This is a genomic window from Burkholderia sp. 10_S31 (genome assembly GCF_056930375.1).
Genome location: NZ_JBXOWK010000001.1, coordinates 1,854,714 through 1,879,707 on the forward strand (window position 1 = coordinate 1,854,714; position 24,994 = coordinate 1,879,707).

18 protein-coding genes are annotated in these 24,994 nt (G+C 66.6%); 8 read left to right on the top strand and 10 right to left on the bottom strand.

Features of this window, described 5'->3' with window-relative positions:
- Nucleotides 1-63: 63 nt before the first annotated feature.
- The 4 genes from AC1Z3W_RS08355 to cobA all read right to left on the bottom strand — a co-directional run bounded on the left by AC1Z3W_RS08355 (nucleotide 64) and on the right by cobA (nucleotide 3,383).
- Entirely contained in the window at nucleotides 64-663 is a 600-nt protein-coding gene (locus AC1Z3W_RS08355; protein WP_057925003.1) for a uracil-DNA glycosylase family protein, read from the bottom strand.
- Between the two features lie 146 nt (nucleotides 664-809).
- Nucleotides 810-1,853 carry a CmpA/NrtA family ABC transporter substrate-binding protein gene (locus tag AC1Z3W_RS08360; RefSeq protein ID WP_124832198.1) on the bottom strand — a complete coding sequence of 348 codons (1,044 nt, stop codon included), beginning with the start codon at nucleotides 1,851-1,853 and terminating at the stop codon, nucleotides 810-812.
- A gap of 5 nt (nucleotides 1,854-1,858) precedes the next feature.
- Nucleotides 1,859-2,452: an ANTAR domain-containing response regulator gene (locus AC1Z3W_RS08365; RefSeq protein WP_057925004.1), complete on the bottom strand. Its 594-nt coding sequence runs from the start codon at nucleotides 2,450-2,452 to the stop codon at nucleotides 1,859-1,861.
- A 169-nt stretch (nucleotides 2,453-2,621) separates the two neighbouring features.
- Entirely contained in the window at nucleotides 2,622-3,383 is a 762-nt protein-coding gene (cobA, locus tag AC1Z3W_RS08370) for a uroporphyrinogen-III C-methyltransferase (RefSeq protein WP_057925005.1), read from the bottom strand.
- A 667-nt stretch (nucleotides 3,384-4,050) separates the two neighbouring features.
- On the opposite strand from cobA, the gene AC1Z3W_RS08375 reads away from it, so the two are divergent.
- Genes AC1Z3W_RS08375 through AC1Z3W_RS08390 form a run of 4 tightly spaced genes read left to right on the top strand, consistent with a single transcriptional unit; the run spans nucleotide 4,051 to nucleotide 12,573 of the window.
- Nucleotides 4,051-5,376, top strand: coding sequence for an MFS transporter (locus tag AC1Z3W_RS08375; protein ID WP_057925006.1), 1,326 nt, complete (start codon nucleotides 4,051-4,053; stop codon nucleotides 5,374-5,376).
- 21 nt (nucleotides 5,377-5,397) lie between these two features.
- The gene (gene nirB, locus AC1Z3W_RS08380; protein ID WP_124832196.1) at nucleotides 5,398-7,983 is read left to right on the top strand and encodes a nitrite reductase large subunit NirB; all 2,586 of its coding nucleotides are present in this window, start codon (nucleotides 5,398-5,400) and stop codon (nucleotides 7,981-7,983) included.
- Between the two features lie 38 nt (nucleotides 7,984-8,021).
- Nucleotides 8,022-8,369: a nitrite reductase small subunit NirD gene (nirD, locus tag AC1Z3W_RS08385; RefSeq protein ID WP_057925008.1), complete on the top strand. Its 348-nt coding sequence runs from the start codon at nucleotides 8,022-8,024 to the stop codon at nucleotides 8,367-8,369.
- 16 nt (nucleotides 8,370-8,385) lie between these two features.
- A complete protein-coding gene (locus tag AC1Z3W_RS08390) occupies nucleotides 8,386-12,573 on the top strand; it encodes a bifunctional nitrate reductase/sulfite reductase flavoprotein subunit alpha (protein WP_124832194.1) in 4,188 nt (1,395 codons plus the stop codon).
- A 281-nt stretch (nucleotides 12,574-12,854) separates the two neighbouring features.
- Here the strand turns inward: AC1Z3W_RS08390 and AC1Z3W_RS08395 are convergent, their stop codons facing one another.
- The 6 genes from AC1Z3W_RS08395 to AC1Z3W_RS08420 are packed head-to-tail and all read right to left on the bottom strand — an operon-like array spanning nucleotide 12,855 to nucleotide 19,022.
- Nucleotides 12,855-13,961 (bottom strand): type VI secretion system protein TssA, encoded by a 1,107-nt coding sequence (locus AC1Z3W_RS08395; protein WP_124832192.1) that lies wholly within the window; start codon nucleotides 13,959-13,961, stop codon nucleotides 12,855-12,857.
- Nucleotides 13,958-15,031 (bottom strand): type VI secretion system baseplate subunit TssG, encoded by a 1,074-nt coding sequence (gene tssG / locus AC1Z3W_RS08400; RefSeq protein WP_124832190.1) that lies wholly within the window; start codon nucleotides 15,029-15,031, stop codon nucleotides 13,958-13,960. The genes AC1Z3W_RS08395 and tssG overlap by 4 nt, the downstream gene beginning before the upstream one ends.
- On the bottom strand, nucleotides 15,031-16,920 hold the full coding sequence (tssF, locus tag AC1Z3W_RS08405; RefSeq protein WP_483507427.1) for a type VI secretion system baseplate subunit TssF: 1,890 nt from the start codon (nucleotides 16,918-16,920) through the stop codon (nucleotides 15,031-15,033). Before tssF ends, tssG begins: the two co-directional genes overlap by 1 nt.
- Before the next feature lie 32 nt (nucleotides 16,921-16,952).
- On the bottom strand, nucleotides 16,953-17,510 hold the full coding sequence (gene tssE / locus AC1Z3W_RS08410) for a type VI secretion system baseplate subunit TssE (RefSeq protein WP_124832188.1): 558 nt from the start codon (nucleotides 17,508-17,510) through the stop codon (nucleotides 16,953-16,955).
- A complete protein-coding gene (locus tag AC1Z3W_RS08415) occupies nucleotides 17,503-18,354 on the bottom strand; it encodes a type VI secretion system accessory protein TagJ (RefSeq protein ID WP_483507428.1) in 852 nt (283 codons plus the stop codon). The genes tssE and AC1Z3W_RS08415 overlap by 8 nt, the downstream gene beginning before the upstream one ends.
- Entirely contained in the window at nucleotides 18,351-19,022 is a 672-nt protein-coding gene (locus AC1Z3W_RS08420; protein WP_175824602.1) for a TagK domain-containing protein, read from the bottom strand. Before AC1Z3W_RS08420 ends, AC1Z3W_RS08415 begins: the two co-directional genes overlap by 4 nt.
- Before the next feature lie 511 nt (nucleotides 19,023-19,533).
- Here AC1Z3W_RS08420 and tssH point away from each other — a divergent pair.
- From tssH to AC1Z3W_RS08440, 4 genes are all read left to right on the top strand, one after another.
- Nucleotides 19,534-22,227 (top strand): type VI secretion system ATPase TssH, encoded by a 2,694-nt coding sequence (gene tssH, locus AC1Z3W_RS08425; RefSeq protein WP_175824603.1) that lies wholly within the window; start codon nucleotides 19,534-19,536, stop codon nucleotides 22,225-22,227.
- Between the two features lie 38 nt (nucleotides 22,228-22,265).
- On the top strand, nucleotides 22,266-22,808 hold the full coding sequence (tssB, locus tag AC1Z3W_RS08430; RefSeq protein ID WP_124832180.1) for a type VI secretion system contractile sheath small subunit: 543 nt from the start codon (nucleotides 22,266-22,268) through the stop codon (nucleotides 22,806-22,808).
- 27 nt (nucleotides 22,809-22,835) lie between these two features.
- Complete coding sequence (gene tssC, locus AC1Z3W_RS08435) at nucleotides 22,836-24,329, top strand: type VI secretion system contractile sheath large subunit (protein ID WP_124832178.1); 1,494 nt, start codon at nucleotides 22,836-22,838, stop codon at nucleotides 24,327-24,329.
- Nucleotides 24,330-24,421: 92 nt separating this feature from the next.
- Nucleotides 24,422-24,907 (top strand): Hcp family type VI secretion system effector, encoded by a 486-nt coding sequence (locus AC1Z3W_RS08440; RefSeq protein WP_057925018.1) that lies wholly within the window; start codon nucleotides 24,422-24,424, stop codon nucleotides 24,905-24,907.
- Nucleotides 24,908-24,994 lie beyond the last annotated feature (87 nt).

A 24,994-nucleotide genomic window follows, 5' to 3' on the forward strand; every position in this document is an offset into this window, starting at 1 on the left:
GACGCGGTTGAGCCGCGATGGTACAGCGAACCGGGCGCGGCCGGAATCCGCGGGGTGCGCGGGTCAGCCCGCCACCAGTGGCGCGACGCGCCGCCTCAGTTCAGGCACGACCTCGGCGTCGAACCACGGATGATGTTTGAACCACGCCTGGTTGCGCGGCGACGGATGCGGCAGCGGCAGCACGTCGGGGCCATAGTCGCGCCACGCCTGCACGGTGTCGGTCAGCGTGGCCTTGCGCGTGTCGCGCAGGAAATGCCGCTGCGCGTACTGGCCGATCAGCAGCGTCAGCCGGATCGACGGCAGTTCGGCGAGCAACCGGTCGATCCATAGTCGTGCGCATTCGGGGCGCGGCGGGTTGTCGCCGCTCGCGCCGCGGCCCGGGTAGCAGAAACCCATCGGCACGATCGCGAAGCGCGTCTCGTCGTAGAAGGTGTCGGCGTCGACGCCCAGCCAGTCGCGCAGCCGCTTGCCGCTTGCATCGTCCCACGGGATCCCGCTCGCATGGACGCGGGCGCCGGGCGCCTGTCCGACGATCAGGATACGGGCATCGCGATGGGCGCGCACGACCGGGCGCGGGCCGAGCGGCAGGTCGGCTTCGCAGGCGCGGCACGCGCGGATTTCGGTGAGCAGCACGTCGAGCGGCGTGCGCGTTCGTTTCGGCATCGATTCTGGACGGGGACGGAACTGGCGGCACGGACAAGAAAGCGTCCGAGCAGCGCGGAGGCCGGTGCGGACCGGCACATCGCGTCAGGCGTTGCGCGGTGCGTCAGCCCTGCGGCCCCGTGGTGCCGGTATCCCGTGTATCGGGATCACCGGTCCGCTGAACCGCCTTCGGCGACCGCAGCATCATACAACGCCGTCTGCGCGATCGCCGCGGCGATCCCCGCGTCGTCGTGCGCGCCGTCGAGCATGCCCCAGCGCCGGTATTGCGACAGGAACCACTGGCCGTCGCGCGGATCCGGCCGGTTCACGGTGCCGCCGTCGTGGAAGCGGATTGGCAGCGGCGGCTGCGCAAACGGCCCCGCGCCGTAGTCGCCGAGCAGGCGCGGCGCGATCAGACGGGCCGGCACGCCGAGTGCATCGGGCGACGCGAGCCAGCCGGCTGCGTCGCGACGGTGCGCGGCGCTGTCGAGCCACGCGCACGCATCGACGAGCGTGCGGATCAGCGCCCGCGCGGTGGCCGGATAGAGCGCGACGAAATCGCGCCGGGTCGCGAGCACCTTCTCCGGATGATCGGGCCAGATCTCGCTCGTGACGGCGACGGTCCGGCCCGCGCCGCAGGCGTCGGCCACCGCGTGCCACGGCTCGCCCGCGCAGAAGCCGTCGAGCTCGCCGCTCGCGAGCGCCGCGACCATCTCGGGCGGCGGGATCACGACGCTGCGCACGTCGCGCAGCGGGTCGACGCCGTGCGACGCGAGCCAGTAGTTCAGCCACATCGCATGCGTGCCGGTCGGGAAGGTCTGCGCGAGCAGCGGCTTGCGGCCGAGCGTGGCGAGCGCTGCACGCACGTCGCCGCTTGCGCGGTACGCGTCGGCGAGGCCACGGGCGAACGTGATCGCCTGGCCGTTGCGGTTCAGCACCATCAGCGCGGCCATGTCGGCCTGCGGGCCGCCGATGCCGAGCTGCAGCCCGCATACGAGCCCGTACAGCGCATGCGCGGCGTCGAGTTCGCCGGTCAGCAGCTTGTCGCGTACGGCGGCCCACGATGGCTGGCGGCTCAGCTCCAGCGTCAGGCCGTGGCGCGCACCGAGATTCAGCTTATGCGCGACGATCAGCGGGGCAGCGTCGCTCAATGCGACGAACCCGAGGCGAAGATGCGCGCGTTCCGGCGCGGCGGGAGGAGAAGTGTTCATGGCGGTCATTGAGGTGGCGCATCGAGCAGTTGCCGCGCGACGTCGACGATGCGCAGCCCCTGATCCATCGCGCGCTTGCGCAGCAGCGCATACGCATCGTGCTCGGACAGCCTGCGCTGGTCCATCAGCAGGCGCTTCGCGCGGTCGATCAGCTTGCGTTCGGCGAGTTCGCGCTCGACATCGGCGAGCCGGCGGCGCAGCGCATCGTCGTGCGAGAAGCGCGCGAGCGCGACTTCGAGGATCGGCGCGAGGCGCTCGGCCGACAGCCCTTCGACGAGATACGCGCTGACGCCCGCGCCGACCGCCGCGTGAATCAGCGCCTGGTCGGCATCGTGGCTGAACATCAGCACGGGGCGCGGCGCGGTGGCGTGCATCACGGCCAGTTGCTCGAGCGTGTCGCGCGACGGCGAATCGGTATCGATGATCACGACGTCGGGGTGCTGCTCCTCGACGGCGGCGGGCAGGCGCGCGGGTGTCGCGACGTCGTTCAGCATCTCGTAGCCGAGGCGCGCGAGCGCGTCGCCGAGTTCGCCGATCGGCTTGTCGGTATCGGTGACGAGCAGCACGCGCAGGCGTGCGGGCGGGACAGGCGAACTCATGACGCGAACGGGGGCGGACAGGCTGCGGTGCAAGGGTTGAACAGGGGTTGCGGGGAGCGGACGGACATCGATGGATGCGGGACCTCGCGTCCGCCCGCCCGGCAGCCGGCGCGAACGCGGCTGCGGTGAACGGAGCGTGCGTGCGGACGGCACGGCGTGACGCAGCGCATTACGCGGCCCGGGACAGCGTTGCTTCGCTGGCGGCATCCGTGCACTGCACGGCGGCTTCGCCGATCGCCGCGCCGACGAGCATCACGGCCGGGCTGCCGAGCCCGGCCGCCGCGACGCCATGCGCGAGGCTGCCGAGCGTGCCGGTCCAGCGGCGCTCGTGCGGCGTGCCGGCCCACTGCACGGCGGCGGCCGGCGTCGATGCCGGCAATGCGGCGAGCAGGCCCGTCGCGATGCTGTCGACGCGGCTCATCCCCATGTAGATGGCGAGCGTGGTGCCGGTCGCCGCGAGCGCTGCCCAGTCGGGTTCGCCGTGATCCTGGCGGTGGGCGGTGATGAACGTGACGCCCTGGCAGTGCTCGCGGTGCGTGAGCGAGATGCCGAGGCTGGCTGCGGCCGCGAATCCCGACGAGATCCCGTTGATGATGTCCACCGGAATCGCGGCGGCGCGCAGCGTCGCGAGTTCTTCGCCGGCGCGGCCGAACAGCAGCGCGTCGCCGCCCTTGACGCGCACGACGTGCGCGCCGCGCAGCGCGTAGCGGCGCATCAGCTTCTCGATGAATGCCTGCGGCGTGGAGCGGCAGCCGCCGCGCTTGCCGACGCGGATCACGCGCGCGTGCGGGGCGAGTTCGGCGATGCCGGGGGCGACGAGATCGTCGAGCAGCAGCACGTCGGCGGCCGCCAGCGCCTTCACGGCCTTCAGCGTGAGGAGATCGGGATCGCCGGGGCCGGCGCCCAGCAGCGTGACTTTGCCTGTCGTCATGTCGTGTTCCTGTGCCGCGTGCGTGCGGCGGTCGATTGCATGTCGTTGCTTGCGGCGGCGGCGGGCGGTCGAAGCGACCACGGCATCCGGCCGTGCCGCGCACGGGGGGACGTCGTTGTCCAGATCTGCTGCACCCGCCTGTGACGGCGGGCCTGCTTTGCGGGGACTGCCCACCGGCGCCGTTGCCGGTGTGTGCAAAGGATTCAGCAATATCCGGGCCAACCTGCTCGAACCGTGCCGCGAACATGGCGGCATGCGGCGCGCGACGGCCGGGCCGGCCGCGAACACGCATGCGGTCGCGGGGCCATGGCGCACGCAATGCCGCATCGGTGTGCATCCCGCCCCGTCATCGCGCACCGCGATGTCGCACGGCGATAGTGCTGCAGCGCACCACATCTGTGCCTCGGTGCATCCCGACGCATTGCGCACGGCGCACCGCCGCGACGCGTGCGACGGGCGGTGCGCCTTGTGTGGCGGGGCGCCCGGTGCGATTCGAGCGGACATGGCACGGCGCTTGCGTTAGCTGGTTCGGGCGAATCAACGGCGATTCGTCCGCACTACCGATTACTGACGCGCCCGGCAACGGGCTTCATGGGCAACGGCGTCCTACGCATCAGGTCTCGACGAGACCGGTGCGCAGGACGCCGTTTTTCGTTTGGCGGATGACATGACCGACAAAGCTACCCGTATCGATCTCTTCAGCTTCCGCAGCGCGCCGATGCGCGCGTTCCACATGACGTGGATGGCGTTTTTCGTGTGCTTCTTCGCATGGTTCGCGTGTGCACCGCTGATGCCGCTGATTGCGCGCGAATTCCATCTCACCGCGGCACAGGTCGCGAACATCAACATCGCGGCAGTGGCCGCGACGATTGCCGTGCGGCTGCTGGTCGGCCCGATGTGCGACCGCTTCGGCCCGCGCCGCGTATATGCCGGGCTGCTCCTGCTCGGCGCGATCCCCGTGTTCGCGGTGTCGTTCACGCACGACTATCTGTCGTTCCTGATCTGCCGCCTCGGCATCGGTGCGATCGGCGCGGGCTTCGTGATCACGCAGTACCACACGTCGGTGATGTTCGCGCCGAATGTGGTCGGCACCGCGAACGCGACGACGGCCGGCTGGGGCAATGCGGGCGCGGGCGCGACGCAGGCGATGATGCCGCTGCTCGTCGCGGCCGGCCTGATGCTCGGCTTCGGCGACGACGCGTCGTGGCGCATCGCGCTGGTCGTGCCGGGCGTCGCGATGCTCGCGATGGCATGGGCGTACTGGCGCTTCACGCAGGACTGCCCGCAAGGCGACTTCGTCGCGCTGCGCAAGCAGGGCGTGACGGTCGACAGCGGCAAGAAGGGCGGCTGGGCGAGCTTCTTCACGGCATGCGGCAACTATCGCGTGTGGATGCTGTTCGTCACGTACGGCGCATGCTTCGGCGTCGAGGTGTTCATCCACAACATCGCCGCGCTGTACTACGTCAACCACTTCAACCTGTCGCTGAAGGATGCGGGCTTCGCGGTCGGCCTGTTCGGGCTGCTCGCGCTGTTCGCCCGCGCGCTCGGCGGCTGGCTGTCGGACAAGATCGCCGCGCGCCGCAGCCTCGACGTGCGCGCGATGCTGCTGTGCGCGCTGATTATCGGCGAAGGGCTCGGGCTGCTCTGGTTCTCGCATGCGCAAGGCATCGGCATGGCGCTCGTCGCGATGCTGACCTTCGGCCTCTTCACGCACATGGCTTGCGGCGCGACCTATGCGCTCGTGCCGTTCATCGACCGCAAGGCGCTGGGGGGCGTCGCGGGGATCGTCGGCGCGGGCGGCAACGTCGGCGCGGTGGCCGCGGCCTTCCTGCTGAAGGGCGTTGGCGACGTGCAGCACACGCTGAGCCTGCTCGGGCTCGCCGTCACCGCGACCGCATTGTGCGCAATGGCCGTGCGCTTCAGCGAAGAACACAAGGCACGCGAGGCCGAGCTGCGCGATCGCGCGCTGGCCGCCGCCAACGCCGCGAACTGATCGACCGAAGGAAACGTCATCATGAAACTCATCGTCATCGGCCACGGGATGGTCGGCCACAAGCTCCTCGAATGCGTCGCGGCGCAAGCCGGCACGGCGGATGCGCTGCAGGTCACGGTGCTCGGCGAGGAACCGCGCCCGGCGTACGACCGCGTGCACCTGTCGGAATTCTTCGCGGGCAAGTCGGCGGACGACCTGTCGCTCGTCGAGCCCGGCTTCTTCGAACGGCATCCGCAGTTCGACCTGCGATTGAACGCGTGCGTCGCATCGATCGACCGCGCCGCACACACGGTCACGCTCGACTCCGGCGAGACGCTCGCGTACGACAAGCTGGTGCTCGCGACGGGCTCGCGTCCGTTCGTGCCGCCGATGCCGGGCCACGACCGCGCGGGCTGCTTCGTGTACCGGACGATCGAGGATCTCGAAGCAATGCAGGCATGCGGCACGCACGCGAAGCGCGGCGTGGTGGTCGGCGGCGGGCTGCTCGGCCTCGAGTGCGCGAAGGCGCTGCGCGACATGGGACTCGACACGCACGTCGTCGAATTCGCGCCGCGGCTGATGGCCGTGCAGGTCGACGACGGCGGCGGCCGGATGCTGCGCGCGAAGATCGAGGCACTCGGCGTGACCGTGCATACGGGCAAGAACACGCGGGAGATCGTCGACGGCGAGGACGGCACGCACCGGATGGCGTTCGCCGACGGCTCGCATCTCGACGCCGACATGATCGTGTTCTCGGCCGGCATCCGCGCGCGCGACGAACTGGCGCGTGCGTGCGGCCTCGAAATCGGCCCGCGCGGCGGCGTCGCGATCGACGATGCGTGCCGCACGAGCGACGCCGACATCTACGCGATCGGCGAATGCGCGGCCTGGAACGGCATGGTGTATGGCCTCGTCGCGCCGGGCTACGACATGGCGCGCGTGGTCGCGAAGCAGCTCGGCGGCGATGTCGCCGACGCGGCCGACGCCGCGTTCGCCGGTGCCGACATGAGCACGAAGCTGAAGCTGATGGGCGTCGACGTCGCGAGCATCGGCGACGCGCACGGCGCGACGGCCGGCAGCCGCACGTATCAGTACGCGGACGAGCGCCGCCAGGTCTACAAGAAGCTGGTGGTGTCGGACTGCGGCAAGTTCCTGCACGGCGCGGTGATGGTCGGCGACGCGGCCGAATACGGCACGCTGCTGCAGATGATGCTGAACCGCATCGAGTTGCCCGAGTCGCCGGAATTCCTGATCCTGCCGTCGTCGGACGACGCGGCGAAGCCGGCGATCGGCGTCGACGCGCTGCCGGAAGGCGCGCAGATCTGCTCGTGCAACAACGTGTCGAAGTCGCAGATCTGCGCGGCGGTGGCCGACGGCGCGACGAGCCTCGGCGCACTGAAGTCGTGCACGGGCGCGGGCACGTCGTGCGGCGGCTGCGTGCCGCTCGTCACGCAGATCATGAAGGCCGAGATGAAGAAGCAGGGCCTCGCGGTCAACAACCATCTGTGCGAGCACTTCCCGCATTCGCGCCAGGAGCTGTTCCACCTGATCCGCGTCGAGCGCATCACGACCTTCGCCGAACTGCTCGCTAAGCACGGTCACGGCCTCGGCTGCGACGTGTGCAAGCCGGCCGTCGCGGGCATCCTCGCATCGTGCTTCAACGAGTTCGTGCTGAAGAAGGAGCATGCGGGGCTGCAGGATTCGAACGACTACTACCTCGCGAACATCCAGCGCGACGGCACGTACTCGGTCGTGCCGCGCATGGCGGGCGGCGAGGTGACGCCGGAAGGGCTGATCGCCGTTGGCCAGGTCGCGCAGAAGTACGGCCTTTACACGAAGATCACGGGCGGCCAGCGCGTCGACCTGTTCGGCGCGCGCGTCGAGCAGCTGCCGTCGATCTGGGAAGAGCTGATCGCGGCCGGCTTCGAATCGGGGCATGCGTACGGCAAGTCGGTGCGCACCGTGAAGTCGTGCGTCGGCTCGACGTGGTGCCGCTACGGCGTCGACGATTCGGTCGGTCTCGCGATCGACATCGAGAACCGCTACAAGGGCTTGCGCGCGCCGCACAAGATCAAGTTCGGCGTGTCGGGCTGCACGCGCGAGTGCGCGGAAGCGCAGGGCAAGGACGTCGGCATCATCGCGACCGAGAAGGGCTGGAACCTGTACGTGTGCGGCAACGGCGGGATGAAGCCGCGCCACGCGGAACTGATCGCGTCGGACCTCGATCGCGCCACGCTGATCCGCTACATCGACCGCTTCCTGATGTTCTACGTGCGCACGGCCGACCGGCTGCAGCGCACCAGCGTGTGGCGCGACAACCTCGAGGGCGGCCTCGACTACCTGACCGACGTCGTCGTGCACGACAAGCTCGGGATCGCGGCCGAACTCGAGGCCGACATGCAACACGTGGTCGACACCTACGAATGCGAATGGAAGAAGGCCGTCACCGATCCGGAAACGCGCAAGCGCTTCCGCCACTTCGTGAACAGCGACGCGCCGGACGCGACCATCGCATTCGTCGAGACGCGCGGCCAGATCCGTCCCGCGACGCCCGACGAGCGCGTGGGCGGCAAGCCCGTGTCGATTCCCGTCGTCGCCGAATCCGCCATCGAATCCGCAACCGTCTGACCCTGACCGACACCAGCGTCTTTTCCAAGGAGCCCATCATGAACGATCGTCTTCCCCTGTCCTGGACCCGCGTGTGCCCGCTCGACGACATCGTGCCGAACACCGGCGTGTGCGCGCTCGTCAACGGCGAGCAGGTCGCGGTGTTTCACGTCGCGCACGCCGAAGAAGGCGGCGTGTTCGCGATCGACAACGTCGACCCGGTGTCGCAGGCGGCCGTGATGTCGCGCGGGCTGATCGGCAGTCTCGGCGAGCGCGTCGTCGTCGCGTCGCCGCTGTACAAGCAGCATTTCGACCTGCGTACCGGCGAATGCCTCGAGTCGCCCGAGAAGTCGGTGAGCGCGTATCCGTCGCGGGTCGAGGACGGTTTCGTGTGGATTGCCGCCTGAACGCCCCGGAGCACGCATGAGCGCCACCCCCGTCAAGAGCGTGTGCCCGTACTGCGGCGTCGGCTGCGGGATGGTGCTGCACGTCGAGGATGGCGAGGTCGTCAAGGTGTCCGGCGACTCCGACCATCCGACCAACTTCGGGCGGCTGTGCACGAAGGGCTCGTCCGCGCACGTCGCGCTGCGTCGCTCCGGGCGACTCGATCGCGCATTCGTGCGGCGCGCGCGCGAGGACGACCTCGTGCCGCTGCCGGCGCGCGACGCGATCGCGGAAACCGCGCGGCGGCTGCGCGCGGTGCTCGACGCGCACGGGCCCGATGCGCTGTCGTTCTACGTGTCGGGGCAGATGTCGATCGAGGCGCAATACCTCGTGAACAAGCTCGCGAAGGGCTTCGTCGGCACCAACAACATCGAGTCGAACTCGCGCCTCTGCATGGCGAGCGCGAGCACCGGCTACAAGCAGTCGCTCGGCGCGGACGGCCCGCCCGGGTCGTACCAGGACTTCGATCGCGCGAACCTGTTCTTCGTGATCGGCGCGAACATGGCCGACTGTCACCCGATCCTGTTCCTGCGGATGATGGATCGCGTGAAGGCCGGCGCGAAGCTGATCGTCGTCGATCCGCGCCGCACCGGCACCGCCGACAAGGCCGACCTGTTCCTGCAGATCCGGCCGGGCACCGATCTCGCGCTGACCAACGGGCTGCTGCACCTGCTGCACGCGAACGGCCGCACCGATGCCGCGTTCATCGATGCATACACCGAAGGCTGGGACGCGATGCCCGCGTTCCTCGCCGACTACACCCCCGAGCGCGTCGCGGAAATCACCGGGCTCGCGGAGGCCGACATCCGCACGGCCGCGCAATGGATCGGCGACGCGCAGGAATGGATGAGCTGCTGGACCATGGGGCTCAACCAGAGCACGCACGGCGTGTGGAACACCAACGCGATCTGCAACCTGCATCTCGCAACGGGCAAGATTTGCCGCATCGGTAGCGGGCCGTTCTCGCTGACCGGCCAGCCCAACGCGATGGGCGGGCGCGAGATGGGCTACATGGGCCCCGGGCTGCCGGGCCAGCGCTCGGTGGCATCCGACGACGATCGCCGTTTCGTCGAGAACCTGTGGCGCGTGCCGGCCGGCACGCTGCGCAAGGAAACTGGCAACGGCACGGTCGACCTGTTCGAACGGATGGCGGCCGGCGACATCAAGGCGTGCTGGATCGTCTGCACGAATCCGGTCGCGACCGTGCCGAACCGGCAGAACGTGATCGCGGGGCTGCAGGCCGCGGAGCTCGTGATCGCGCAGGACGCGTTCCTCGACACGGAGACCAACCGCTACGCGGACATCCTGCTGCCCGGCGCGCTATGGGCCGAGGGCGACGGCGTGATGATCAACTCCGAGCGCAACATGACGCTGATGCACGCCGCGATCGCGCCGCCCGGCGACGCGCTGCCCGACTGGCGCATTGTCGCGGAAGTCGCGCGCGCGATGGGCTTCGGCGATGCGTTCGACTATGCGTCGGCGGCCGACGTGTTCGACGAGATCGTGCGCTTTTCGAATCCGGCGACCGGCTACGACCTGCGCGGCGCGAGCCACGCGGCGCTGCGCGACGGCCCGGTGCAATGGCCGGTCGCGCCGGGCACCGCGCGCGAGCGGCATCCGATCCGTTACCTGAACGACGGCGTGAGCCAGACGCCGCGCGCGGCCGCAGACGGGCACGACGCGCCGCGCCTCGCGTTCCCGACGCCGTCGGGCAAGGCGCGCTTCTTCGCGCGGCCGCACGTCGCGCCAGCCGAACTGCCCGACGACACGTTCCCGATCGTGCTGAACACCGGTCGGCTGCAGCATCAATGGCACACGATGACGAAGACGGGCAAGGTCGGCATGCTGAACAAGCTCAATCCGCGCCCGTTCGTCGAATTGCATCCGGACGACGCGAGCGCGCTCGGCATCGCGACGAAGGACAGCGTCGAGATCCGTTCGGCGCGTGGCCGTGCGGTGCTGCCGGCCGTCGTGACCGAGCGCGTGCAGCGCGGCAACTGCTTCGCGCCGATGCACTGGAACGACGTGTACGGCGACGACCTGTGCATCAACGCGGTGACGAACGACGCGATCGATCCGGAATCGCAGCAACCCGAACTGAAATATTGCGCGGTCGCGCTGACGCGCGTCGACACGGACGCGTTCGCGTGCGCCGACGACGACACGGCGCAACCCGAGGCGTTCGCTGCCGACGCGCGGCCCGCGCCGGCAGCGGCGCCGATCACGGCTTCACAGGAATCCGACATGGCAGACCTCGACACTTTCGCGGCCGCGCTCGGCGTGGCCGATCTCGCACCGCCGCCGCTCTCCGATGCGGAGCGCCTGTACGTGGCCGGCCTCGTCAGCGGGCTGAAGGCGAGCGCCGGCCGGCGTGAAGGCAGCGTGCCGGTGCTGCCGGCCGGCGCGCCGCTCGCGCCGCCGGTGCGGTTCTGGCTCGACGGGATGCTCGCGGGGCTGTTCAGCCGCTCGCTGCCGGCCCACTCGGCGGATGGCGCGGCACCCGCGCTGCCGTCCGAGGCTGCCGCGCCCGGCGGCGTGCGGATCGTGCGCACGCGTCCGAAGGTCGTGCTGCTGTGGGCGTCGCAGACCGGCAACATCGAATCGCTGACCGAGGATTACGCGACGCAGCTGATGAACGCGGGCTTCGAGATCCGCACCGCGTGCATGTCCGACTATCCGGTCGCGTCGCTGGCCGGCGCGCAATACGTGCTGCTGATGACGAGCACGTTCGGCGACGGCGATGCGCCCGACAACGGCAGCGAGTTCTGGGATGCGCTGCAGGCCGGCAGCGCCGCGCGCCTCGACGGCGTGCACTTCGCGGTGCTCGCGTTCGGCGACCGCAACTACGACCAGTTCTGCGGGCATGGCCGCCGGCTCGATGCGCGCCTCGCGGAACTCGGCGCGGCGCGTCTGTGCGCGCGCGTCGATTGCGACGTCGAATTCCAGCGCGACGCGGACCAGTGGCTCGAACGCGTGGTCGCACGCATCAAGGAAGCGGATGCGGCGCTGCATGCGGTGCCGTCCGCCGGATTGAGCCCGTCGGGGCTGCTGCCGACCAAGGCGCATCCGGCGCCGTCGAAGCTCGTCGCGAATCTGCGGCTCAACCGGCCGGGCGCCGCGAAGGACACGCGCTACGTGTCGCTGTCGACCGAAGGCGCGAACCTCGAATACGAAACCGGCGACGCACTCGGCGTGTGGCCGACCAACTGTCCGGAGCTAGTCGACGAGCTGCTGTCCGTTACCGCGCTGAAGGCCGACGCCCCGGTGTCGGTCGCGGGCATCGGCGACGTGCGCCTCGGCGATGCGCTCGCGCGCCACTTCGACATCACGCGCCCGCATCCGGACACGCTCGCGTTCATCGCATCGCGCAGCGCGAACGGCGCGCTGAAGGCGCTGCTCGGCGACGATCGCAAGGCCGACCTGAAGCAATGGTTGTGGGGGCAACAGCTCGCGGACGTGCTGCACGAGTTTCCGGTCGAGCTGTCGGGCACGGAACTGGTCGGGATGCTGAAGCGGTTGCAGCCGCGCCTGTATTCGATTGCGTCGAGCCCGAGCGCGCACCAGGGCGAGATCCACCTGACGGTGTCGGCCGTGCGTTATCACAACGGCCGGCGTGCGCGCAAAGGCGTCGCGTCGACGTTCCTCGCCGATCGCGCCGACGACGGCCGCGTGCCGGTGTTCGTGCAGAAGTCCGCGCATTTCCGGCCGCCGGTGAACGGCGACGTGCCGGTCGTGATGGTCGGCCCCGGCACGGGCGTCGCGCCGTTCCGCGGCTTTCTGCACGAGCGGCAGGCGCGCGGCGCGCGCGGTCGCAACTGGCTGTTCTTCGGCGAGCAGCATGCGCAGACCGACTTCTACTACGGCGACGAACTAAGCGCGATGCGCGACAGCGGCTTCCTGACGCGGCTCGATCTCGCGTTCTCGCGCGACCAGGCCGACAAGATCTACGTGCAGGACCGGATGCGCGAGCAGGGCGCCGAGCTGTACAAGTGGCTGGAGGAGGGCGCGCACTTCTACGTGTGTGGCGATGCGTCCCGGATGGCGAAGGACGTCGATACGGCGCTGAAGGCGGTCGTCGCCGAGCACGGCGGGATGTCGGACGAAGCCGCGAACGACTACGTCGCGCGGCTTGCGAAGGCGCGGCGCTACATGCGGGACGTGTACTAACCGCGCGGGCGGCGGGCGACGAGGGAATCAGGCTGAGCGGGCTCGTCGCGGCGGCCGAACGGCGGGTAGATGTCGAGTGACTCCCCGTGGGCCGTATGCGCGGCGTGGACGAGGTGATCAGGGTAGGGGGCAAGCGCTTCCCATTCGTCGATTAGGGGCATCGAACGGCGCCGCAGTGAGCGGGTGGAGGCGTGACGACCGGCCTTTCGCATGGGCATACCCAAAGCAAGCAGTCCGCGCATCGGTATTACCTAATCGTGCCATGTAGTGGTTGTCCGTTGTTACTCGCCCCTCTCGGTTTCTTCCCACTGCGCCAGAAGCTCGGCTGGAATCGCCGTGACGACCTCAGCGTAAGGCTTGCCGACGAACCGCTCCGCACGTTTGAGCAACACGGGAATCGGGCTGCTGGGTTCGTGGGTCTCGAACCACGTTCGCGCCGTACGAATCAGAGTGAGCGCGGCCTGGCGGTCCACCGGTTCGGATCTCGGTTGGGCCGTGATGCGCTCGGTGGCGCTAACCGTTCTGTCATTCACCGGTGAGAGCTGCGCGAACGCATCACTTCCTGATGATTCGCCGGAGGCCGACGTGGGGTCGTGGGATTCCTCCGACTGCTCGACCGTGTTCACCGACGCGGGCACATTCAACTTGCCGAGGAGCCGCGTGAGTGACGACAGGTCCGGCAGGTACCCTTCGAGGTGCACGGTGCACCATGCATCGATCGCAGCGAGATGCGTAATCGCATCGTCGAAACTCGCCATGACCTCCGGCTGCTGCGCGCGCACATCCAGCAACTGCTGTACAACGGACTCGGGCGCAAGGGCATCGGTGGGGCGAGGGTGCGCAAAGGCACGCTCGACGTCGCGCACCTGCAGTCGCGCAAGCGTTGACTTCGAAAGAACGATCTCGCGCACGTCGGCGAGCAGTCCGTCCGGATCGGCGAGCGCCTGTATCGCATTCGTTCGCATTTCGCGTGCGGCGTCGCGCCCGCCGTCGACATCGGGATGTGGATGCACCTGATCGGCAAACGCATCGAGCCAGGCGGCCAGCAATCCGGTGCCATCGGCAAGACCGGCGGCACCCGCGAGCCGTGTGCGGCATCGCGTATACAGCACGGCGACCCGAATATCTTTCGTCCGCAGCATGAGCCGCTGGCAGTCGCGCTCGAGCTCGCTCCAGTTGACGGGATCGGGGGCGCCGACGAACGCGCCGTACTGCACGTCCTGTCTGGGCGCCGCACTCGCGAACAGCACGACGAAATCGTGGTCGTATTCGAGGTCCGGGCCGCAGGGCATGGAATCGCTGACGGGCGCGAGCCGGTCGTGATGCGGCGTGTTCTTCGAGGTGCCTTTACCGGATACGGCCTGTCGGGGTGACTGCTTTTTGCTCATGGTCGATTGTCGGATTCAGTAGTGTGCTGTTCGAAATGCCTCACATAACGTTCGGGTTCGAACCGCATGCCGGTAATCGGCCGGTCGGGGTTCGGATGGCCAAGCCAGCCGGACCATCCCATGCGCTGCTGGCCACCCATGACGGCCGGTGGCGCGCTTTCGGGCTTGATGCACAGTTCGAGTTCCCATTCCAGTTCGTAGCCGACGAACGCACGCACCCATTCGACGAGACGCGGCAGATCCTCGCCTTGCGGCGTGAAGCGCAGATACGCGTCGAGATCGATGGGGCCGATCACGATGCGGAACCGGTGCTGACGGTCCGGCACCACGCGGCCGAGCATCGCGGCTTGTCCCATCGTCGCGGCGGGGCCCGGCCGGCCCATGCGTCCCTGATCGGCCGGGTCGATCTCGATCCAGTGGAACACGTTCTCCTTGATCGTCACTGGCACGCCGAAGTAGTGCTCGAGTGTGGCGCGCAGTCCGTCCGAGTTGCGCGACTCGCGTACGAGATGCGCGGACGCCGCCAGCCGCGCGTGCGAGGGCAAGGGACGCCGCCCGATTTCGGCGATGTCGTGGCCCGTGAGGCTCGCGATGTAGAACGAAAACCGCTCGTCGTCTTTCCGGTCGAGGCCGGCTGTCGACTGTGCCGATGCCCACGCGCGATAGAACAGCGTCAGGAACCGGTGATGGAAGATGTCGAAGAAGTCGACCGTGGTCGTGTCGCGACGGCCCTCTTCGCGTTCGCGCGCCCATTCGGTCACGTGGATCGGCAGCGGCCCGTTGGGCCCGAGCATACCGAGACCGAAGAGCCTCACCTTGAGCCGTCCCGCCGCTTCCTGGACGCTGGCGATTTCGCGCGGCGCAAAGGCGAGACTCGGCTGTTGTCCGAGCCGGAACGGCTCGGCCTGCGGCCGGCGCGCGGTGCCGACCGGGTCGACCGCGGGGTTTGCGCCGACGCGTCGCAGCAGTGACAGGAACCCGAAGCGCCACGGCTCCATTTGAAGACTTTCCAGCAGGTCGGGCGAAAGCGTGCTGTCACGCACGAGCGCGGGCAGGGAGGCGCGTTTCATCACAGCACTCCGCGTGTCCCGGTGCGCACGGGCCAGCGTGCGATACGGCCGCGCTGCATCGAATGCAATTCGGTCTGCGTGAAGCTGTTGATCGAGACGTGCCGTGCCAGCCAGTGCTCGAGAATCGTACCGAACAGATAGGGGCTCACGCCGGAGAAACCGGCCTCGTCGACCGTCACCGCACACTCGATGCCACGCCCGAACGTCATCGGGCCGGTGCCCGGCAGCTTGCGTGTTACCGGGCGAGTCTTGACGCCGACGAGGCTTTCGACTTGCCGCAGATGTTCGTTGTTGTCGTTCGAAAGGGTCAGGCGCAGCAGGTCGCGTAGTCCCTGACCACCTTCACGGTGATCGAGACCTTCGAGCGGCAGGTAGTTGAAGTTGAGCTGGCGGATCAGCCGCCACGCCATCTCTCGCTCCGCATACGGCGCTTTCGGCGGACTCGGCGGGCGAATGAGACCGATACTCTCGACTGGCGCGGACTCCTCGGTTGCCAGGTCACGCACGCCGTTGCGCGGCACGAGTGTGGCGAGATCCCGGTTCGTCAGCAGCGCGACGACTGACAGAAAACGGATGTCCTCGCCATATGGGGCCGCGTTCTGATCAACCAGCGAGAGAAACACTTCGGTGCCGACATAGGGGGTCCGTGTGCCGTAACGGCGTGCCGAATCGGACACGAGCCGCCGTTCGCGCCGTGTCGAGAAGTACCGCCCGTGATTGCCTTCGTCGTTGTTCAGCGTCTGATAGAGTGGACGGAATTCCAGTTCGTCCGAGGTCGCTGCGACCTGTCCATGCACGCTCTCCACCGAGAACACTTCGTAGTCGAGCGGTGCGAGCCGGGCAGGTACCAGATGAGACTCGGTCTCGCGGGGGGAAATCTCGATGCGGTCGGTATGCCGTTTGAAGAGGTTGATGACGGGCGTGCAGAACAGCGCGAAGCGCGACGCGTCGACGAGGTTCGTGAGCTGGCCCGGCGCTCGGTCGAGCAGCACGACGATTTCGACCTCGCGACCGTTCACGCGAGACAACCCTTCCGCAAGACCGTTGAGTGCGAAGAACCAGAACCGTGCCGGGCACGCGAAGTATTCGTGTAGCAGGTTGTGCCCGTGAAACTTCGTCCACGTGAGTGGCAGCAAGTTCTGATCGGTGCGCAAACCCTCGTGTTCGACCGCACCGTGAGTCACGACGGCGGGAGAGCGGCCCGGTACGCCGAATTCGCCCGGCGCGGCAATCACGGACGCGACGCCGGCAACGTGCAGCAACTCGAACAGGTGCGAAGCGACCTGTTCGTCGCCGGCCAGATACACGGGCAGTCGATCGAGCCCCTTCAGATCGGCGATGCGCACGTTGCCTGTCGTCGCCAGCCGCAGCCGCAGTGCACCGCGCACCTGTCGGTCGGGCGGGACATAGCGGTCGAGCGCCGGGATGTCGGGCGGAATGCCCGTCAGGCGCGCATCGGTGATCGTGAGCGGCCAGAGCGTGACGTCCTGGCCGCTCGTAAACTGGCAAGCGGTTTTTTCGCCATCGGGAACCCGCGCCTTGAACGACGTGCCGCGCGCGATACGGTGGCCCGCGGCCAGATTGCCTTCTGCCTGACCGGGGTACAGGCGCGCGACCGCGATCGACGGTGTGGGCGAGACATAATTCGGGTAGATCACTTCCAGCAGCCGGCCCGTGAAGCGCGGAAACTCCGCATCGAGCTTGAGCTGCATGCGCGCGGCCATGAAGCAGAACGACTCGATCAGGCGCTCGACGTAGGGGTCCGCCACTTCGCCGGCCTGCATGCCGAGCCGGCGCGCGATTTTCGGGTGCGCCTGTGCGAACTCGGTGGCGAGTTCGCGCATGTAGATGAGTTCGTGGTTGTAATAGTCGAGTAGTCGCGGGTCCATCGGAAAGGTCTCGTGTTGTCGTTATGCCGTGCCTACCCGGAGCGCATGCCGGTGATCTGGATCTCGCTCGTCTCGAGATCGAGCGAGCTCTGCACCATGAATTCGAGCGGATACGGGTCCATGTGAACCAAGCCGCGCACTTCGAACGCGAGCACATTGTGATGGCCGCTGGCGTCGTCACCCTGACGGGGCGACACCACCAGCGAATCGGAGATCAGCCGCGGTTCGAAATCGGTGATGGCCCGCCGGATCATCCGCTCGATGTCGTTCCACTGGCGCGACGCGAGGAAGGTACCGGCGAGCGGCGGCACGCCGAAATTGACGGTTGACGCGGCCGCCTGCGGGTGGCGTTCACGCTCGATCCGGTCTTCAATGCTTGTCGTGTTGAGCAGATAGGCGAGATCGCGTTGGACGATGTCGCGCATCTGCTTGCGCGTGACGGCATATTCTTCGGGGGCTTCGACGAGTCGATGCGGCGCGTCGTCCCGCAGCCGGTCGAGCAGGGTCGGCATCAGGTGTGCGTTTGCCCGCCGCGGTGGGCGGGCGGCGAGCGAGTCGCCCCGCGTGGGATGCCGCTTGCGTTCAGTCATCGACCGGCTCTCCGGTGGTGACGCCGTCCGCGATACGCGAGCCGAACTGCGCGTGGGCCAGTTCGAAGAGACCGAAATCCCCCTGATCCGTTGTCCAGGTTTTTCGTCCGAGCGCGATGACGGCGGTACGTCCAGACTCATGCCAGGCCGTTTCGCGCCCCAGACGCAGTGCATCGGTCGCGGCTTCCGAGCCGGGGTAGCGGGCAGGCATGAAACCGCGCACGGTACTGCCGTCGCTCAGTGTCAGCACACACGGCGCCCAGACGAGATCGATCAGGTTCGCAGGCGGCGCAATGCGCCACGCGGCGAGATCGTCGAACGGTACCCAGCGATAGTGCCCGGCCGTCATGACTTCGCACACCGGGCCGAAACGCGAATCGCTGTCGGCGATCCAGCTTGCGATGCCACGCGGCGTGCGTGCGGCAATGAGTGGCGCCGCGTCGAGCGCTTTTGCGCGAGTGTGATCGGCGAGTTCGCCGTGTCCGTCGGCAGCCAGTTCCAACGCCCCCATCAGTTCCCTGACCCACAAGGCCGGTTCGAGAACAAATCCAGGACGTTCGTGTCCCGCGACAACCTTCTGTCGCCAGCGCTCGGCCCGGATCAGGTCACGAAAAGCCTGGGCGGCCTGCGCCTGTTGTGGCTCAAGCTTCGCCCACATCTGCAGTTGAATCACGGCGCGTGTCCAGTTGCCTGTTACGCACAGCCACTGGAACAGTGCCCACCGATGGGCGGCGAAGGTCGGCTGCGCGCGAATATGCGATTCGATCCGCTCGACCCGTGCGGCGATCGGCAGGTCGTCCAGGCCGTGGCCAGACGGCTCTCCGACAGCAAATGGGATGGTCATGCGTCGTCCTTGCGTACAGGTGCGGCCAGCGGGCTATCGACCGACAGTGCGTGATGCTCGCGCCGGGTGAGCGCGGGCGGTAGCGCCGGCGCACGGCGGATTTCCGCCGCGTGGAATTCGGGAGGGGCAAAGAGGCGCAGGACTTCCGGCATGGGTTCGATCTCCAGCTCGGGAGCGAAACCAGTGCCCAGCCGTCCGAACGCGTCCTCGAGGTTGCGCTTGCCTGACAGCAACACTTCGATGGAAGCAGGGCCAGCAGGGGCTGCCGGTGTCGGCCGGACGTCGTGCGAATCGGGCGTGACCGAGGCAACAGGTGTCGCAGGCGAATCCAGCTGTTCGCTCCATGAGCCGGAAAGGGCGGTGTGCGGGTCCGTCAGCGCGCGCCAGTATTGCGCGTGAAGCGTTTCGACGAGGTCGTCGGTGCGCTCAGGAAACGGCGTCGCCCGCGGCCCGGTGCCGAGCTTCTCCCGGACGTCATTCCCGCTCATACCGTGGCTGCCGATCAGATCGAGGATCGACTGATTGCCGCCCGCGAGATCCGATGGTTCGAACAGGAGAGAGTCGGCGCCGCCCTCCTGTTTCTGGGGACCGCACGACTCGTTACGCAGCTCGGGCTCGGTAAGCGAGGTGTCGGGTTGGCGGTGCCATGGCAAGCGGAATGAGCGCATGGAAGAGTCAGTGATGACGGAATGCGCATTTTACCCATGGGAGTGGGTCATCCGTCCATTTGAAATGGATTATCTCAATTTTAAAATATTATCGAGATTTAATCTCGAAATAATAAATCAATTGAGTGACTGAATTGTGCTTGGTGAATATCGGGATGGGGGTGGTCAACGGTGAATTGTTAAAAGCGCGTTCACATTTATTATTGGTGGATTTTGTCAGTTGTATCAATGGCTTATGGATTGTAGTGTTTGTGTGGATGACTCTTGTGTGATGCGGATGGCGATGGTCGAATATCTTTGATGGTGTAAGGTGGCAAGGTGTGATTCGATGCGGGTCTATCTGTTTGAATGGGTTGACGGCGACGCGGATTAATTGGAATAATTCGCGGCCTGAGAGGCTTTCACTTTCTTTATGTGTGAAATGTGGCAGTAGGACAATGCCATCTGAATAGGATTCCTGATCGCTACGGCCAGAGCCAGGAACATACCGATAAACAACAAGAAGGTTTGCATGACGATTTCACGCCAGGCGCTGTTCGGCAAGCTCGCGGTTCAGCTCTATCGCAGCATCGAATCGGCGACACAGTTCTGCAAGCTGCGCGGTAATCCGTACGTGGAACTCGTCCACTGGTTGCATCAGCTCCTGCAGCAACCCGATAGTGACCTGCATCGCATCGTGCGGCACGCTGGCATCGATCGCGACGCACTGGATCGGGATTTCGCAAGAGCGTTGGCCGCGCTGCCGGCCGGCGCCAGTTCGATCAGCGATTTCTCGTGGCACATCGAGACGTCGATCGAACGCGCGTGGGTGCTCGCAACGCTGAGTCATGGTGATCGCCGTGTGCGCGGCGCGTGGCTCGTTGCTGCGCTTGTTTCGACGCCCGAGTTGCGGCGCGTTCTACTGTCAATCTCCCCCGCGTTCGGCAAGATCCCTGTCGACGGGCTGGGCGATGAGCTGCCTGCATGGATCGATGGCTCGCCCGAAGCCGCCGATGCGCCGTACGACCACAGCGACTTTTCGGCGGCAACGCCGGGCGAGGCGTCCGGCGCGATTCCAGTCGCATCCAAGGGTGGTTCGCTCGACCAGTATTGCGCAGACCTGACAGCGCGCGCTCGCGCGGGCGAGATCGATCCGGTCATCGGCCGTGAGCTTGAGATTCGCACGATGATCGACGTGCTGCTGCGCCGTCGGCAGAACAATCCGCTGGTAACGGGGGAGGCAGGCGTCGGCAAGACGGCCGTCGTGGAAGGACTGGCGCGCGCGATTGCATCGGGCAATGTGCCGCCGAAGCTTGCCGACGTGCGGCTGCTGTCGCTCGATGTCGGTGCATTGCTCGCCGGCGCGAGCATGAAAGGGGAGTTCGAGACGCGTCTGAAAGGGCTGCTCGAAGCCGCTGCAAAATCGCCGGCGCCGGTGGTCCTCTTCATTGACGAGATTCACACGCTGATTGGTGCCGGCGGACAGGCGGGTACGGGCGATGCCGCCAATCTGCTGAAACCCGCGCTTGCGCGTGGCACGATCCGTACGATCGGCGCGACGACCTGGGCCGAGTACAAGCGTCACATCGAAAAGGATCCGGCGCTCACGCGACGCTTCCAGGTGCTGCAGATCGCGGAGCCGTCCGAGGCTGCTGCGGTCGATATGGTGCGCGGGCTTGTGCAAACGTTTTACCGACATCACGGCGTCGTGATACTCGATGAAGCGATTCGTGCGGCGGTGACACTCTCGCACCGTTACGTTCCGTCGCGTCAGTTGCCGGACAAGGCCATCAGCCTGCTCGATACCGCCTGTGCGCGCGTGGCGCTGTCGCAGCATGCCGCGCCGCGCGAACTGGACGACGTGCGTCAGCGTTTCGCGGCCGCGCGTGCCGAGGAAGCATTGCTCGTGCAGGAAGCCCGTATCGGTCTGGATACCGACAGGGCGTTGACGGGCGTGCGAGCGCGCATCGATACATTGGCGACCGAAGAGGCTGCGGTCGAGCATCGCTGGCGCGCTCAGGCGGCTGCCGCGCAGGCGTTGCTGGCCGCGCGCGAGTCCATTGGACCCGACAACGGCGAAACCCCACGGGACGAGGCGGCGGCGCTTCCGAAGCTGCGCGAACTCGAACACGCGCTCGCTGCGCTGCAAGGCGATGCACCGCTCGTATTCCCCGAGGTCGACGAGGCGATCGTCGCGGAAATCGTATCCGATTGGACTGGCATCCCTGTCGGCCGCATGGTGACCGATGAGGTCGCCGCCGTGCGCAGGTTGCCCGACACGCTCGAGGCACGCGTGATTGGTCAGACCGACGCACTGCGTCAAATTGGCGAACGTGTGCAGACCGCACGCGCAGGCCTCACGGACCCGAAGAAACCGCTCGGCGTGTTCCTGCTCGCCGGTCCCTCGGGCGTCGGCAAGACGGAAACCGCGCTGGCGCTGGCCGAAGCGCTGTACGGCGGCGAACAGAACCTGATCACGATCAACATGAGCGAGTATCAGGAGGCACATACCGTCTCGGGCCTGAAAGGGGCGCCACCGGGTTATGTCGGCTACGGCGAGGGCGGTGTCCTGACCGAGGCGGTGCGCCGCCGTCCGTATTCGGTCGTACTGCTCGACGAGATCGAGAAGGCCCACCGCGACGTGCACGAGATGTTCTTCCAGGTATTCGACAAGGGCTACATGGAGGACGGCGACGGCCGCTACATCGATTTCCGCAATACGACGATCCTGCTCACGAGCAATGTCGGTTCCGAACTGAGCACGAGTCTCTGCGCCGATCCGTCGCTCGCGCCGAATCAGGATGGCTTGCGGGAAGCACTGCCCCCCGAACTACTCAAGGCTTTCCCCGCGGCATTCCTCGGGCGCATGACCGTCGTGCCCTACCGGCCACTTGCCGACAGTGCGCTCGCGAGCATCGTCCGCCTGCATCTGGGGCGCGTCGTCAAGCGTATGGCCGACGGCCACGACATCGCGCTGACGTACGACGACGCGGTCGTCGATTACATCGTTTGCCGCTGTCTCGTGCAGGAGACCGGCGCACGCGTGCTGATCGGATTCATCGAGCAGCACGTGCTGCCCCGCTTGTCAGCGCTGTGGCTCGATGCCTTTGCGTCGAAGCAGACCCTTTCGCATATTGCGATCGGCGTGGTCGACCCGTCCGATGCACCGGCGCAAGCTCTCGCGTTCGAGGCGACCGCCCTTCATTCAGACGAGCCGGTTCGCTGAGCTCGCCGTCTAACCACCACCGTTCAGGAGCTTCATTCATGGCCGCTTCCAGCAGTTCGCAGAAATTCATTGCGCGCAACCGTGCGCCGCGTGTGCAGATCGAGTATGACGTCGAGGTCTACGGCTCGGAGAAGAAGGTCGAACTGCCGTTCGTGATGGGCGTGCTCGCCGATCTGTCGGGCAAGCATCCGGTCGAGCCGCTGCCGGCGGTATCAGACCGGCGCTTTCTCGAAATCGACATCGATAATTTCGATGAGCGCATGAAGGCGATCCGGCCGCGCGTCGCGTTCGCCGTGCCGAATACGCTGACGGGCAACGGGCAGATGATGGTCGACATGACCTTCGAGAGCATGGAAGATTTTTCGCCCGCCGCGATCGCGCGCAAGGTCGAGCCGCTGCGCCAACTGCTGGAAGCGCGTACGCAGCTCGCCAATCTGCAGACCTACATGGATGGCAAGTCGGGCGCCGAGGCGCTCGTTACGCAGCTGCTGCAAGACCCGGCGTTGCTCAAGTCGCTGGCCGCCGCGCCGAAGCCCGAGCGGCAAGCGGACGAAATTGCCGATCAAGACGGCGCGAACTGACCGACGAACCGATAAAGGATGACCATCATGGCGAAACAGGAAGCCCGGGCCGCAGTTGTACAGACAGCCACCGAGTCCGATTTCACTCAGCTGCTGGAGCGCGAGTTCCGACCCAAGACCGACGACGCGCGCGAAGCCGTCGAACTGGCCGTTCAGACGCTCGCCGAGCAGGCGCTGGCTCAAACGGCGACGATCAGTGACGATGCGTACAAGAGCATCGCGGCGATCATCGCGCAGATCGATCACAAGCTCTCCGAGCAGATCAACCTGATCCTGCACCACGAGGATTACCAGGCGCTCGAATCGGCCTGGCGCGGCTTGAATCACCTCGTGTCGAACACCGAAACCGACGAACACCTGAAGATCCGCTTCATGGATGTCTCGAAGGCCGAGCTGCATCGCACGATGCGCCGCTACAAGGGCCTGGCCTGGGATCAGAGCCCGCTCTTCAAGCAAATCTACGAACAGGAGTACGGCCAGCTCGGCGGCGAACCGTACGGGTGCCTCGTTGCAGACTACTACTTTGACCATACGCCGCCGGATGTCGATCTGCTCGGCTCGATCGCGAAGGTCTCGGCTGCCGCGCACACACCGTTCATCACCGGCGCCGCACCATCAGTTCTGCAGATGGAGTCGTGGCAGGAGCTCGCGAACCCGCGTGACCTGACGAAGATTTTCACGCAGAACCTCGAATACACCGCGTGGAACTCGATGCGCAACACCGAAGACGCGCGCTATGTGGGACTCGCGATGCCGCGATTCCTCGCGCGCCTGCCGTATGGCGCGAAAACCAACCCGGTCGACGAATTCGATTTCGAGGAAGACACGAACGGTTCGGACCATGGGCGCTATGGCTGGGCGAACGCGGCGTACGCGATGGGCGTCAACATCAACCGTTCGTTCAAGCAGTACGGCTGGTGCTCGCTGATTCGCGGCGTCGAATCGGGCGGCACGGTCGAGAATCTGCCGACCCACACGTTCCCGACCGACGATGGCGGCGTCGACATGAAGTGTCCGACCGAAATCGCGATCTCGGACCGGCGCGAGGCCGAGCTGTCGAAGAACGGCTTCATTCCGCTCGTGCACCGCAAGAACACCGATCACGCGACCTTCATCGGCGCCCAATCGCTGCAGAAGCCTGCCGAGTATCACGATGCGGACGCGACGGCCAACGCGAACCTGTCCTCGCGTCTGCCGTACCTGTTCGCGTGCTCGCGCTTCGCGCACTACCTGAAGTGCATCGTGCGCGACAAGATCGGCGCGTTCAAGGAGCGCGAAGACATGCAGCGGTGGCTGAACGAATGGATCATGCATTACGTCGATGCCGATCCGACCAACTCGTCGCAGGAGACGAAGGCGCGCAGGCCGCTCGCGGCCGCTGAAGTGGTTGTCGAGGAGGTCGAGGGCAACCCCGGCTACTACAACTCGAAATTCTTCCTGCGCCCGCACTTCCAGCTCGAAGGGCTGACCGTCTCGCTGCGGCTCGTGACGAAGCTGCCATCGATCAAGGAAGCGGCTTAACCATCCGGTAGGTCCCGCAGGGCCGGACATCGAATTGCTTCGGTGGACGATGATCCACCTGTTTCAATCATTTAATAAAAGGAGTACTACGCATGGCACAAGATATTTTCCTGAAGATCGACGGCATCAACGGTGAATCGCTCGACGACAAGCACAAGGACGAAATCGAGGTTCTGAACTGGGAGTGGGACATCCAGCAGGAATCGACGATGCACGCCGGCAGCGGCGGCGGTGCCGGCAAGGCGACCGTCAAGGATCTGACGTTCGACCACAACATCGACCGCGCCAGCCCGAACCTCATGAAGTACGCGCTCACGGGCAAGCACATCGACCAGGCAACGCTGGTGATGCGCAAGGCCGGTGGCAACCCGCTGGAATATCTGAAGCTCACGATGAGCGACGTGATCGTCACGCGCGTGAAGCCGTCGGGCAGCAAGAACGACGCGGAAAAGAGCCGTGAATCGGTGTCGCTGTCGTTCGCGAAGGTCAAGCAAGAGTACGTCGTGCAGAACGCGCAGGGCGGCAGCGGTGGCGCCGTGACCGCGAGCTTCGACATCAAGGGCAACAAGGAAGCGTAATTGAGTGGATGCCTCGCAACCTGCGCAAGCGCATCGTCTCCGCCGGTTGTGGGGCGTCCCACACAGTGAATAAGGGTTCATAGCCGC